Genomic DNA, 12,724 nt, shown 5'->3' on the forward strand with positions numbered 1-12,724 from the left:
CGTCGGCGCTCCTCCGCCTCAGTGACTGAACATGGTGATGAGGACGATGAGGAAGATGATCCAGCCGACGACGTCGCCGAGCCGGGAGGAACCGCTCGAGCTCTTCGCGGTCGTCCCCTGGGCGGTCGGCGCACCGGTGCCGCCGGGCCGGTTGCGCCGCGCGTCCTGAGCCCACTGCGGGAGGGCGTCGCCAGACCGGGGCGCCGACGCCGCGCGGGCCGCCTGCGCTGAGCTCGTCCGCGCCGCGTAGGGGTCGCGCCCAGGACGCTGGGCGGACGGGCGGGCCTGCGCCTGGCGGGCGAGCCTCTCGGCGCGCTGCTCCTCGACGGCCCGGCGGCGAGCGCTGTAGGAGGCGCTCTGCGGGCGGGTCCGGGTCGCACCGTAGGTCGCGCCCGACGACGGCGGCCGGCCGTACGACTGAGCGGGAGCGCCGGTCTCCGGGCGGGCCAGTGCGCCGGGCCCGGGCCGGCCCTGCTGCTGGGCGGCGCGCTGTCGGAGGGCCGCCTGCTGACGCTCCATGTCGGCGCGCAGGCGGGAGGCGGCGTCGTCGGCCGCGGCGCGGGCGGTGCCGGAGCCGCCCGGGGCCTCGCTGAAGCCGCCGCCGGACGGGCTCACGCCGTAGGAGGCGATGCGTCGCGCGCGCTCCTCGGCGACGGCGGCCTCGTCGAAGAGGGGCGATCCCATGAGGGGGTCGCCGAGGACGGAGCCGAAGGGGGCGTCGTCGACCCAGCCGGAGTCCGAGGGCGTCCAGCCGAGCGGGGCCCAGTCGGAGTCGTCGGCACCGACGGCGGGGGCGGACTCGGGCCGCGACTGCGTGCGCTCGCTCATGGCCCCAGCATCGCACGGGCGAGCGATGGCGTCGTCGACGCGTCCCGACGCGATTCATGGCCAGTTCTCGCCGCTTCTGCGAGGCGGGCGAACCCGGCGCGACGGACGGCGCCCACGGGATCCGCACGATCCCGCCGATTCCGGCTGACCGCACCGACTCCTGCCGCCTCAGGTGCAGCCGGAGAGCGCGAGAACCGACCACGTCCTCGGCCCCGCCCCCATCCGAGTACTCCCTAGGGGTACTTGACACCCCTACCCCCCATGGGTACCTTGGTAGTCGTCAGGACGGCACGAGACGCAGGAGGCACCCATGGCCGGCTACACCGGGACCAAGGAGGACTACCTCAAGCGGCTGCGCCGCATCGAGGGCCAGATCCGCGGCATCGAGCGCATGGTCGAGGAGGACACCTACTGCATCGACATCCTCACGCAGGTGTCCGCCGCCACCAAGGCGCTGCAGGCCGTCAGCCTCGGCCTCCTCGAGGACCACATGAGCCACTGCGTCATCCACGCAGCCCAGTCCTCCGATGAGGAGGGCCAGGCCAAGATCCGCGAGGCCTCGGACGCGATCGCCCGCCTCGTGAGGTCCTGACGGGCCCGGGCAGCGCCCGCCCCACCGACCACCCGGCCCCGCCCCGACGGCGGCGCGCCGGCGCACCCAGCACCACCCACCACAGGAACCAAGGAGCACACCATGGCCGACTTCACCGCCGACGGCACCGACCGCACCACCACCCTCAAGATCTCCGGCATGACCTGCGGCCACTGCGTCGCCCACGTCACCGAGGAGCTCGAGGCCCTCGAGGGCGTCAAGAACGTCTCCGTCGTCCTCAACAAGGCCGGCCAGTCCGTCGCCACCGTCGTCTCCGACGTCGTCCTCGACGACGCGAAGCTCACCGAGGCCGTCGACGAGGCCGGCAGCTACACGGTCGACGCCATCGAGCGCGACGCCGCCTGAGAGCACCCCGCCCGAGCACCCCTCGGGCACGACTGACGACCACGTCACCGACGACGTCGGGCCGGACCGCACGCGCACCGCGCGCGACCGGCCCGTCGTCGTCCCCGGGGACCGCCGCACCGGCACGGCCGACGGCGCCCCGCCCCTGAACGCAGCACCTGATCCCAGGAGTCCGATCCACCCATGAGCCAGCCCACCGGCTCCCCCCTCTCCGGCACGCTCGACGCCACCGCCGACGCCCCGGTCGCGACCGTCGACCTCGCCGTCGGCGGCATGACCTGCGCGTCCTGCGTCGCGCGCGTCGAGAAGAAGCTCAACAAGCTCGACGGCGTCAACGCCTCCGTCAACCTCGCCACCGAGTCCGCGCACGTGACCCTCACGCGGGACGTCACCGACGACGAGCTCGTCGGCGCCGTCGCCCGGGCCGGCTACACCGCGCAGGTCACCGACCGCGAAGAGCTGGGGCGCGCCGCAGCCGAGGAGGCTCCTGCCCCGTCCGTCCCGGACATCGCCTCCTTCGGCGTGGCCGACGCGACGGGCGAGCGGGTCGTCGACCTGTCGGTCCAGGGCATGACCTGCGCGTCCTGCGTGGCGCGGGTGGAGAAGAAGCTCAACAAGCTCGACGGCGTCGACGCCTCCGTCAACCTCGCCACCGAGTCGGCCCGAGTCACTGCCCCCGCCTCCGTCTCCGACGACGACCTCCTCGGAGCCGTCGCCCGCGCCGGCTACTCCGCGACGGTGACCGGAACCTCCCAGCCTGAGGGCGCGGACGTGCTGGTGGACCCGACCGCCTCTGACACCTCCGCGGGCTCTGCGGCCGGCAGCGGTTCCAGCGAAGGCCCTGGGGGCCGCACCGAAGGCGTGGCGGGTACGGCCGGGGCGGGCACGGCGCAGTCCGCTGCAGGAGCCGAGCGAGGAACGAGCGAGGCGGGTGGTAGCCGAGGCGCGGCCCCCAGGGCCGAAGCGGCCCCGACCCCGGCCCGCAAGCCCGCCCCCCGCATCGGCGAGTCGCAGATCGCCCGCGCCGCCGACCTCAAGCACCGCCTCATCGTGAGCCTCATCCTGTCGGTCCCCGTCATGGTCATCTCCATGGCGCCGGCTCTGCAGTTCTACGGCTGGCAGTGGGCGGTCGCGGCGATGGCCCTGCCGGTGGCGACCTGGGGCGCCTGGCCCTTCCACAAGGCGGCGTGGGGCGCGATCAAGCACGGCGCCTTCACCATGGACACGCTCGTGTCGATGGGTGTCATCGCGGCGACGGGCTGGAGCCTGTGGGCCCTCATCTGGGGCGGCGCGGGCGAGCTCGGGATGCGCATGAGCATGGAGCTCATGCCGCGCTCCTCGGGCCACATGGCCCACATGTACTTCGAGTCGGCGGCCTGGGTGACGACCTTCCTCCTGGCGGGCCGCTTCGCGGAGGCGCGCGCCAAGTACCGCTCCGGCGACGCGCTGCGCGCCCTGCTCGAGCTGGGCGCCAAGGAGGTCACGGTCGTGACGCTCACCTCGCCGTCGGGCTCGACGGACGCCGTCGACGTCCTGGACGACGAGGGCGCCCCGCGCGCCGACGCGGTCCGCTCCGAGCGCCGCGCACCGGTGGACGAGCTGCGCGCCGGGGACCTGTTCTCCGTGCGCCCCGGCGAGAAGATCGCCACCGACGGCGTCGTCATCGAGGGCAGCTCCGCGGTGGACGCCTCGATGCTGACGGGCGAGTCGGTGCCGGTGGACGTCGCCGTGGGGGACGAGGTCACGGGTGCGACGGTCAACACCTCCGGCTCCCTGCTGGTGCGCGCGACGCGCGTCGGCGAGGGCACGACGCTGGCCCGCATCGGCAAGATGGTGACGGCCGCGCAGGCCGGCAAGGCCCCCGTCCAGCGCCTCGCGGACCGGATCTCCGGCGTCTTCGTCCCGACGGTCATCGGCCTGGCCGTCCTCACCTTCCTCGGATGGCTGGCGCTCGGCCACCCGCTGCAGCACGCCTTCATGGCGGGGGTCGCGGTGCTCGTCATCGCCTGCCCCTGCGCGCTGGGTCTGGCGACGCCGACGGCGCTGCTGGTCGGCTCGGGCCGTGCGGCGCAGCTCGGCGTCGTCATCAAGGGCCCCGAGGTCCTGGAGTCGACGCGCGCCCTGGACACGATCGTCCTGGACAAGACGGGCACGATCACCGAGGGCCGCATGAGCCTCGACGTCGAGCACGACGTCGCGGTCGTGGAGGCGGCCGGGGTCGGGAGCCCCGCCTCGGCTACCATCCGCGATCCTCGTTCCTCGGATCGCTCCCGCCAGGCCCACCACGCCTTCGACGAGGCTCCCAACCCCGTCCTCAGTGGACCGACGGCGACCGCACTCGCTCTCGCCGGAGCCGTGGAGCACGCCAGTGAGCACCCGGTGGCGCAGGCCATCGCGGTGTCGGCGCGCGACAACGTGGGTGAGCTCCCGCAGGTCGCGGACTTCTCGAACCACGAGGGCCGGGGGGTGTCCGGCCGGGTCGAGCTGGACGGCACCGTGCACGAGGTCGCCGTCGGCCGCCCGACCTGGCTCGCCGAGCAGGGCGTGAGCGTCCCCGACGCGATCACCACCGCCGTCGACGACGCCCAGGTGACCGGCGCGACCGCCGTCGTCCTGGCCGTCGACGGCGCCGCCACCGCCGTGCTCGCCGTGCGGGACACGGTCCGCGAGTCCTCCAAGGCCGCGATCGGGCAGCTGCGGGAGATGGGCATCCGCCCGGTCCTGCTCACCGGCGACAACGCCCGCGCCGCCCAGCACGTCGCGGACGAGGTCGGCATCCCCGCGCAGGACGTGCGCGCGGAGGTCCTCCCGGGGGACAAGCGCGACGTCGTCACCGAGCTGCAGTCGCAGGGGCACGACGTCGGCATGGTCGGCGACGGCGTCAACGACGCCGCGGCCCTGGCGCAGGCCGGCACGCAGGGCCTCGGCTTCGCGATGGGCTCGGGCACGGACGTGGCGATCGAGGCCGCGGACATCACCCTGGTGCGAGCGGACCTGGACGCGGCGGTGACCGCGATCCGGATCAGCCGCCAGACGCTGCGGATCATCAAGCAGAACCTGTTCTGGGCCTTCATCTACAACGTGCTCGGCATCCCGCTGGCGGCGCTGGGCCTGCTCAACCCGATGATCGCGGGCGGCGCGATGGCCTGCTCGAGCGTCATCGTGGTGACGAACTCCCTGCGCCTGCGCCGCGCCGGCTGAGCCCTCGCCGGCTCGAGCCCCTCACAGAGGCAGACATCCTCGGCACAGGACGACGCCGTCGGCGTCGTCCTGTGCCGAGGATGTCTGCCTCTGTGCGCTGGAGCCGCCCGAGCCGCACCTCACCCCGCCTCACCTCACCCCTCCTCACCGCGCCCCGCCGGGCAGCGGAACGGCCGCCGCCACCCGGCCCCGCCCTTACACTCGCGACCATGACCGACGAGGCCGCTCCCACCAGCCCGGACGCCCCCGACGTCCCGGCACCCGCGCCCGCGACGTCGCCCGTCGGCATCCCCCGCATCGGCGTCGCACCCGTCGCCCCGCCCCGGCCGCGCTCGGCGCCGGTGGTCCGCTCGCGCACGCTCCTCGTCGACGCCCCGCTGCAGCGCCTGCGCCGCACCGAGGACCTCCTCGACCTCGTCCTGTGCGTGCTCGGCGTCGGCTCCATGCTCATCCTCGCCGCCTACGCGCACGAGACCACCACCGGCGTCACCCAGGACGTCCAGAACGCCCTCGCCGTGGTGCTCCGCCAGATCCTCGTCTTCCCCCTGCAGGCCATCGAGGGCCTGGCCACCCTCATCCTCCCGATCGCCGTCCTCCTTGACCAGGTCCTCCACCGCGCCTGGCGCGGCGCCGCCCTGTCCGGCCTCGCCGCCGTCGGCGGCTGGCTCATCGGCGTCCTCGCGCACGCGGCCGTCGCTGCCTGGGCTCCGACAGCGCTCGTCTCCGGTCTCACGGTCACGGCCTCCGGCAGCGCCCAGATCGGCATCTCGGCGACCTTCGCCTCGCTGGCCGCCCTGCTGACCGCGGCGGGCGAGCGACGCTCCTCCTCGATGGTCCGCTACGGCTGGGCCGCGGTGTGGACCGTCGTCGGCCTCGCCGTCCTGCGCTCGGCCCTCAGCCTGCCGGGCGCCGTCCTGTCCGTCCTGCTGGGACGGCTCGTCGGCGTCGCCGTCCGCTACGCCTTCGGGGTGGAGGACCGCCGCGTCCACGGCATCAACCTGGTCCGGGCCCTGCGCCGCGCCGGGGTCGACGCCGTCAGGGTCGTCCGGATGGACCCGGCCCCGGAGTCCCGGGCCTGGACCGTCACGACCGACTCGCCCCTGGGCTACACCGAGCGCGTCCGCGAGAACCCGCTCACCGCGCCCGTCCCGGACGAGCAGCTCCCCGGCGTCGGGGACGACCTGCCCGACGAGGTCGCCGTCCCCGAGGACGCCCCCTCCCCCGACGCCGCGGGCGCTGCCCCCGACCGCGGCGGCGACGCCGTCCAGGGCTCCCTCTTCGGCTCCTCCCAGCACGACGACGGCGCGGTCGGCCTCGACGGGCAGCCCGAGGACGTCAACCGGATCGTCCCCGCCGACGACGTCGACCTGGCAGCCGTCCTCGCGGAGGCCCACTCCGGGGCGCTCGTCGAGGGCCGGCCCTCCGCCCACCGCCTCTACGCCGTCTGGGACTCCGAGGGCCGCCGCCGCGACGTCACCCTCCTCGACTCCGACCGCCAGGTCGCCGGCTTCCTCTCCACCGTCTGGGACCGCCTGCGCGTCAAGGGCCTCTCCCCCGACCGCGACCTGTCCGTGCGCCCCGCGGCCGAGCACGCCGCCCTCATGACCCTCGAGGCCCGCCGCGCCGGCGTGCGCACCCCGGGCCTGTTCGGCATGGCCGAGGCCGACGAGTCCGTCCTCCTCGTCACCGACCACATCGTCGGCGCCCGCTCGCTCGGGGACCTCGGCGACGAGGCCAGCGACGACGTCCTCGCCCAGCTGTGGGACCAGGTGCGCCGCGCCCACGCCGCCGGCCTCGCCCATCGCGCCATCGACGGCTCGAGCGTCATCGTCGACGCCACCGGCCGCGTCTGGCTCCTCGACTGGGACTCCGGCGAGACGATCTCCACCGAGCTGTCCCGCCGCGTCGACCTCGCCCAGACCCTCGCCCTCGTCGCCTCCGTCGCCGGGTTGGACCGGGCCATCGCGACCGCCTCCCGCTCCCTCACCACCGAGCAGCTCGCCTCGATCGCGCCGATGCTGCAGCGCGTCGTCCTCCCCGTGGCGACCCGTGAGGCGATGGGCCGCCGCGGCAAGGTGCTCCAGGAGCTGCGCGACGCCCTCGTCTCCCTCACGCCGACGGCGCACGCGGAGCCCGCCAAGCTCAACCGCTTCTCGGCGCGCACCGTCATCATGGCGGTCATCGCGCTCGTCGCCCTGTACACGCTGCTGGGCCGGATGAACTTCGAGGAGATCAGCTCCGCCGTCGCCGACGCGAACGTGTGGTGGATCCTCGGGGCCCTCGTCTTCTCCCTGGCCACCTACGTGGGCGCCGGCATCTCGCTCGTGGCCTTCTCCCCGGTGCGCCTGAGCCTGTGGAGGTCGACCGAGGTGCACCTGGCGAGCTCGGTGGTCTCCCTCGTCGCGCCGGCGGGAGTGGGCGGTGCGGCCATCAACCTGCGCTTCCTCAACCGCAAGGGCGTCCCGACGGCGATCGGCGTCGCCACCGTGGCCCTCGTCCAGGTCATCCAGTTCGGCGTCACCGTCGTGCTGCTGCTCATCCTCGCGGCGACGACCGGCCAGTCGACGGGGCTCACGCTGCCGTCCGGCTGGGTCATCGCCCTGGCGCTCGTGCTCGTCGCAGCCGTCGCGATCGCGCTCGTCATCCCCAAGGTCCGCACCTGGATCTGGGCGAAGATCGAGCCGACCTACCGCCAGGTGTGGCCGCGGCTCGTGTGGGTCGTGTCCAACCCGGTGCGTCTGGCCGCGGGCGTGGGCGGCACGATCATCCTGTCGCTCTCCTACATCCTGGCCTTCGGGGCGAGCCTGTGGGCCTTCGGCTACACCCTGTCCTTCTCGGTCCTCGCGATCACGTACCTCGCGTCCAACACGGTCGGCTCGATCGTGCCCTCCCCCGGTGGCATCGGCCCGGTGGAGCTGGCGCTGACGGCCGGTCTGGCGACGGCGGGCGTACCGAGCGGTGTGGCCCTGTCGACGGCGCTCGTGTACCGCCTCGTCACCTTCTGGATCCCGATCCCGGTGGGCTGGCTGAGCCTGCAGCGCCTCCAGAAGAAGGGCGACCTCTAGGTGTACTTCACCGGGAGGTTGTGAACGGTCGAGGTAGCGAGGACCTCCGGGCAGGATGTGGGTTACCGCACTCGCATCCTGACCACGGAGGTCCTCATGACTCACGCTAACGCGCCTTTGACGCCGGAGGGGCGTCGTCGCCTCGCTGTTCTCGTCGTCGATCAGGGCTGGTCCCTGCGGCGCGCCGCCGAACGGTTCCAGTGCTCGCCGGCGACGGCGAAGCGGTGGGTGGACAGGTACCGGTCCGGGCTGGAGCTGACCGACCGAAGCTCGAGGCCGAGTTCCTCCCCAGGGCGACTGCCTCGCAGGACGGAGCACCGGATCATCGCGCTGCGGTTCACACGTCGGTGGGGTCCCCACCGGATCGCCTATCACCTGCGGCTGCACCGCTCCACGGTCGGACGGGTACTGGCCCGCTATCACATGCCGAAGCTGGCCAACATCGACCAGTCCACCGGGCTGCCAGTGCGCAAGCCGGCACCGCGGCGGTACGAGGTCGCTGCGCCCGGCCTGCTGGTGCACGTTGACGTCAAGAAGCAAGGCCGCATCCCCGACGGCGGCGGCTGGCGGGTCCACGGTCGCGGATCCGTCCAGGACCGCACCGCGGGCGCTGTGCGCGATCGAGCCGCCAGGGCAGGGGCGCCGGGCTCGCGCGGCTACCGGTACCTGCACCACGCCGTCGACGACTACTCCAGGGTCGCGTACTCCGAGATCCTCGACGACGAGCGCAAGGAGACCGCGGCCGCCTTCTGGCAACGAGCGAACGCGTTCTTCTCCGGCCTCGGCGTCACCGTCACCGCCGTGATGACGGACAATGGCGCCTGCTACCGCTCGCGCGCCTTCGCTGATGCCCTCGGCCAGGCCGTCAAGCACAAGTGGACCAAGCCCTACCGGCCGCAGACCAACGGCAAGGTCGAGCGCTTCAACCGCACTCTCGCCGCCGAGTGGGCGTATGCCGCCGTCTACACCGACGAGGCAGAGCGAACCGCCGCCTACACGACCTGGCTGCACTACTACAATCACCACCGACCCCACACCGGAATCGGCGGCCAGACCCCCTCAGACCGCGTTCACAACCTCACGGGGAAGTACATCTAGGCAGCGCGCGGCGGACGCCCTCACCAGGGCTCGGCCGCGAGCACCACGACGACCTCATCGCCCCGGGCGGTCGGCTCCTCCGACCGGCCGGGGCGACGTCGTCGACGGCGGCTCCGGCGCCACCGCCTCACTGTCCGAACCATCCGATCGACCCCGTCGACCGGCCGATACCGTGCGTGACGCGGACGACTGGAATGGGCCTCGTCAACAACGACACCACGCTCACGACGGCGCGAGCACCCTCCACCCTGAAAGGAATCCCATGAACACCACGATCACCGAGCTCGAGACCCTGGAGGCGCCGGGCTGGCTGGAGTGGACGGTCGGCATCGGAGTCGGCGGCGTCGCCTCCGGCGGCCTCATCTACGGCGGCATCGCCATCGGCGTCGCCCTCACCTGAGCCCCCGCCCCAGACCCTCATCCAAGCCACGCACGTCAGGAGACAACCATGACCTCAACGCTCGACACCGACCTCGCCTTCGCCTCGATCATCGCGGACATCGAACCCCTCGAGTCCCTCGACGCCCCGTGGAACTGGGGCGAATTCTACGGCGGCGTCGCCATCGGGGTGGGCGCCGGCGGCGTCGTCGTCGGCGGCATCGCCGTCGGCGTCGCCCTCACCTGAGCGGCCACGGCATCGGGGTCGGCAGCCGCCGCACCGGCGGCTGCCGACCCCGCGGCCCACGAGCCGCGCCCCCACCCATCCCCCCCACGATCTGGAGCACCACCATGAACTCGACCACCACCAACCTGCTGCCCACCGTCCTGCTCAGCCTCACGGCCGTCCTGGGCGCCCTCACCGCGGTGCTCATCGCCGTCGGCACCGTCGGCCCGGCCGCCTACACCTGCCTCGGCCTCGCCGCCCTGTGCGCCCTCGGCGGCGGCATCGCCATCGGCCTCAACCGCTCCAAGCGGACGCCTCGGTGACCACGTCGACCAGGACGTCGGGGGAGGGCGGCGGTCCGGGCGGCCTGGACCCGGACCGCGCCCTCGTCTCGGTGATCTGCCCCGCCTACGACCGCGGGCCCGCCCTCACCCGCACGCTCGACTCCGTGCTCGGCCAGAGCCACGGCCGCCTCGAGCTCCTGGTCGGCGACGACGGATCCACCGACGACACCCGCGAGGTCGTCCGCGCAGCCGCCTCCGAGGACCCTCGCGTCCGCCTCCTCGAGCTCGCCCACCACGGCGACCCCGGACCGGTGCGCGCACGACTCCTGGCCGAGGCGCGCGGGAGCGTCATCGCCTACGTCGACCACGACGACACCTGGTCCCCCGACCACCTGGCCCGCTCACTGGAGTCGCTGGCCGAGCTCCCGCCCAACACCGTCCACGTCGCGGGCGCCTCCTACACCGAACCGACCGGTGGGCACGCCCTGAGCCGGCACGGCGGCACGTGGGACCGGACCAGCACCGTCCTCGACCCCCTCTTCGAACCCACCCGCGTCGTCCACCGGGCCGGCCTCCTGCGAGGCCGAGACGGCTGGCGGCCCTCGTACGGGGGCATGGAGGACTGGGACCTGTGGTGGCGGCTGTCAGGGCGGGGCACCCGCTTCCACCTCGACGACGCGGTCACCGTCACCATCCCCCTGGCCCCCACCACCCGGCGCAACCGCCTGCGATTCCTCCCCACCCTCACCCTCGCCACCGTGCCGGACCGAACCGAGGCGACCGAGGCCGTCGAGCGCTGGGCCCGAGCCCACGCGCAGCCCGGCACCGAGCTGCCCGCCTGGCTCAGCCTCCTCGCCCTGCCCACCCGCGAGGGCTGGACCCTCGGCTTCGGCGCACCCGTCGTCACACGCCGCCACGCCCAGGAGATCCGCCGGCTCCTGCCCACCCGCCTCCCCCACCTCGTCGCCGAGGCGACCGAGACGCTCACCACCGTACCCGCACCGACCACACGCCCTGGAGCCTGATCGCCATGTCCGACACCACCGTCCTGCCCCCGCCCCTGCGCCTGCGCCCGGGCGTCGAGGTCATCCCTCCCCAGGCGGAGCGGACGCGCTGGATCGTGCGCGACGCACGCGGCCGCCTCCTCCAGGTCGGCCCCGACCTGGGACCGCTCCTGCTCCTGCTCGCGGGCTCCCCGGGCGGACTCACCGCGCAGGAGCTCGCCGACCGAGCCCGGGCCCCCTGGACCCCGCAGCTCGTGCGCGACGTCGCCGGAGCGCCTGCGCTCCACCAGCTGCTCACGGAGGACGGCACCGCCGACGCCGAGCAGCGCCCCCGGGCGCTCAGCGTGGACCACGACGGCGCCCTCGTCCTCAAGCTCTGCCTCAACCGGGTCGAACCCTTCTTCGCGGCCTGCCGCCCCGTGCTCGAGCGGCTCCGCCGCAGCCACGCGGGCTGGCTCGCCGTCCTCACGTCCCTGCTCGGCGTCCTCCCCCTCCTGCAGGCGATCGCCGACCCCCTCGGTCCCCTCTACCGGGTCATGCCCACGGGCTCCTACCTCGTGGTCGTCGTCGCCCTCCTCGCGACCACCGTCGTGCACGAGCTCGCCCACGGACTGACGCTCTCCGCCCTCGGGGGCCTCCCCCACCGCGTCGGCCTCATGGTGTTCTACCTCGCGCCCGCCGCCTTCTGCGACGTCACGGACGCCTGGCTGCTCCCGCGCCGCCACCGCGTCGCCGTGGCCTCCGCCGGCGTCGTCGCCCAGACCTGCCTGGGCGCGGAAGCCCTCCTGGGCTCAGAGCTCACCGACGGCGCGGTCTCCGGCGTCCTCGCCTGGTACGGGGCGGCGACCTACCTCACCGCCCTCATCAACCTCCTGCCCCTCCTCAAGCTCGACGGCTACGTCGCCCTCGCCGGCTGGCTGGACCGCCCCAACCTGCGTCGCGACGCCATCGCCGCGACGCGCTCGCGCCTGGCCGGCGCGCCCGGCGCGGAGGGCGCCCCGCGATGGGTCCTCGCCCTCGGCCTGGGCTGCGTCCTCGCCCCCGTCGTCGCCGTGTGGGCGGGCCTCCTCGTCCTCCTGCCCCAGCTCCTCCGGCTCGGCCTGCCCGGCCTCGTGGTGGCGGTCGGCCTCGTCCTGGCCGCCGCGGCCTGCCTGCTGACCGGCGGGGCACGGGTGCTGCGCGAGCTCCCCGCGTCCAACCGTCGCCGGCTGGCGCTGGTCAGCACCGCCCTCGTCGCCCTCACCCTCCTCGTACCCGTGTCCGCCTCCACCTCGATGGGCTTCGAGGTCCAGGACGACGGCACCGTGCTCGCCTACGGCAGCACGGAGGTCATCGCCGCCTCCGGCGCGAGCGACGACGGCGCCGAGGTCGCGCTCCACCGGGCCGGCCTCCTCACCGGCCCGACCCTCACCGACGGGACCGTCACGGGGACGCGCACCTGCTCCCTGCCCCGCCAGGCGGTCTCCCCCGTCCGCACAACCGGCACGCTGTCCCCGTCCCAGTGCCTGCTCATCGTCCCCGGCGCCGGCGCCGACCGGGCCCTCGCCTCCGGCACGACCGGCCGCGTCACCATCACCGGCCCCGCACGCCCGCTGGCCGTCCTGCTCCGCCAGCAAGCCGCTCTCGCCCTGTCCGCGCTCTGACAGCGCTCCGACAGCCCTCCGTCCGCACACCGACCCCAC

General features: G+C 74.0%; 11 protein-coding genes. 10 read left to right on the forward strand and 1 reads right to left on the reverse strand.

What is annotated here, in order from left to right; translation table 11 throughout:
- Positions 1-18: 18 nt before the first annotated feature.
- Complete coding sequence (locus AXF14_RS04295) at positions 19-828, reverse strand: hypothetical protein (protein ID WP_067941130.1); 810 nt, start codon at positions 826-828, stop codon at positions 19-21.
- 310 nt (positions 829-1,138) lie between these two features.
- On the opposite strand from AXF14_RS04295, the gene AXF14_RS04300 reads away from it, so the two are divergent.
- The 10 genes from AXF14_RS04300 to mpaP all read left to right on the forward strand — a co-directional run bounded on the left by AXF14_RS04300 (position 1,139) and on the right by mpaP (position 12,685).
- A complete protein-coding gene (locus tag AXF14_RS04300; RefSeq protein ID WP_067941132.1) occupies positions 1,139-1,420 on the forward strand; it encodes a metal-sensitive transcriptional regulator in 282 nt (93 codons plus the stop codon).
- A gap of 102 nt (positions 1,421-1,522) precedes the next feature.
- Positions 1,523-1,786 carry a heavy-metal-associated domain-containing protein gene (locus tag AXF14_RS04305; protein WP_067941134.1) on the forward strand — a complete coding sequence of 88 codons (264 nt, stop codon included), beginning with the start codon at positions 1,523-1,525 and terminating at the stop codon, positions 1,784-1,786.
- 183 nt (positions 1,787-1,969) lie between these two features.
- Positions 1,970-4,987, forward strand: a complete 3,018-nt coding sequence (locus tag AXF14_RS04310) for a heavy metal translocating P-type ATPase (protein WP_084355346.1) — start codon at positions 1,970-1,972, stop codon at positions 4,985-4,987.
- Between the two features lie 209 nt (positions 4,988-5,196).
- Positions 5,197-8,052, forward strand: a complete 2,856-nt coding sequence (locus tag AXF14_RS04315) for a lysylphosphatidylglycerol synthase transmembrane domain-containing protein (protein ID WP_067941136.1) — start codon at positions 5,197-5,199, stop codon at positions 8,050-8,052.
- Positions 8,053-8,148: 96 nt separating this feature from the next.
- Positions 8,149-9,150, forward strand: coding sequence for an IS481 family transposase (locus AXF14_RS04320; RefSeq protein ID WP_067944005.1), 1,002 nt, complete (start codon positions 8,149-8,151; stop codon positions 9,148-9,150).
- Between the two features lie 262 nt (positions 9,151-9,412).
- A complete protein-coding gene (locus AXF14_RS13905) occupies positions 9,413-9,550 on the forward strand; it encodes a hypothetical protein (RefSeq protein WP_169798248.1) in 138 nt (45 codons plus the stop codon).
- Between the two features lie 48 nt (positions 9,551-9,598).
- The gene (locus AXF14_RS13910; protein ID WP_169798249.1) at positions 9,599-9,775 is read left to right on the forward strand and encodes a hypothetical protein; all 177 of its coding nucleotides are present in this window, start codon (positions 9,599-9,601) and stop codon (positions 9,773-9,775) included.
- A 104-nt stretch (positions 9,776-9,879) separates the two neighbouring features.
- Positions 9,880-10,077 carry a hypothetical protein gene (locus AXF14_RS13915; RefSeq protein ID WP_067941138.1) on the forward strand — a complete coding sequence of 66 codons (198 nt, stop codon included), beginning with the start codon at positions 9,880-9,882 and terminating at the stop codon, positions 10,075-10,077.
- Positions 10,074-11,063, forward strand: coding sequence for a glycosyltransferase family 2 protein (locus AXF14_RS04330; RefSeq protein WP_067941140.1), 990 nt, complete (start codon positions 10,074-10,076; stop codon positions 11,061-11,063). The genes AXF14_RS13915 and AXF14_RS04330 overlap by 4 nt, the downstream gene beginning before the upstream one ends.
- A 5-nt stretch (positions 11,064-11,068) precedes the next feature.
- Positions 11,069-12,685, forward strand: a complete 1,617-nt coding sequence (mpaP, locus tag AXF14_RS14715) for a daptide biosynthesis intramembrane metalloprotease (protein ID WP_067941142.1) — start codon at positions 11,069-11,071, stop codon at positions 12,683-12,685.
- Positions 12,686-12,724: the final 39 nt, after the last annotated feature.

It is taken from the genome of Actinomyces radicidentis, assembly GCF_001553565.1.
In the GTDB taxonomy this organism is placed as follows: Bacteria; Actinomycetota; Actinomycetes; order Actinomycetales; family Actinomycetaceae; genus Actinomyces; species Actinomyces radicidentis.

Coding starts and splice junctions, on each gene's coding strand:
- AXF14_RS04295 (WP_067941130.1), bottom strand. CDS start 828: ATGAGCGAGCGCACGCAGTCGCGGCCCGAGTCCGCCCCCGCCGTCGGT.
- AXF14_RS04300 (WP_067941132.1), top strand. CDS start 1,139: ATGGCCGGCTACACCGGGACCAAGGAGGACTACCTCAAGCGGCTGCGC.
- AXF14_RS04305 (WP_067941134.1), top strand. CDS start 1,523: ATGGCCGACTTCACCGCCGACGGCACCGACCGCACCACCACCCTCAAG.
- AXF14_RS04310 (WP_084355346.1), top strand. CDS start 1,970: ATGAGCCAGCCCACCGGCTCCCCCCTCTCCGGCACGCTCGACGCCACC.
- AXF14_RS04315 (WP_067941136.1), top strand. CDS start 5,197: ATGACCGACGAGGCCGCTCCCACCAGCCCGGACGCCCCCGACGTCCCG.
- AXF14_RS04320 (WP_067944005.1), top strand. CDS start 8,149: ATGACTCACGCTAACGCGCCTTTGACGCCGGAGGGGCGTCGTCGCCTC.
- AXF14_RS13905 (WP_169798248.1), top strand. CDS start 9,413: ATGAACACCACGATCACCGAGCTCGAGACCCTGGAGGCGCCGGGCTGG.
- AXF14_RS13910 (WP_169798249.1), top strand. CDS start 9,599: ATGACCTCAACGCTCGACACCGACCTCGCCTTCGCCTCGATCATCGCG.
- AXF14_RS13915 (WP_067941138.1), top strand. CDS start 9,880: ATGAACTCGACCACCACCAACCTGCTGCCCACCGTCCTGCTCAGCCTC.
- mpaP (WP_067941142.1), top strand. CDS start 11,069: ATGTCCGACACCACCGTCCTGCCCCCGCCCCTGCGCCTGCGCCCGGGC.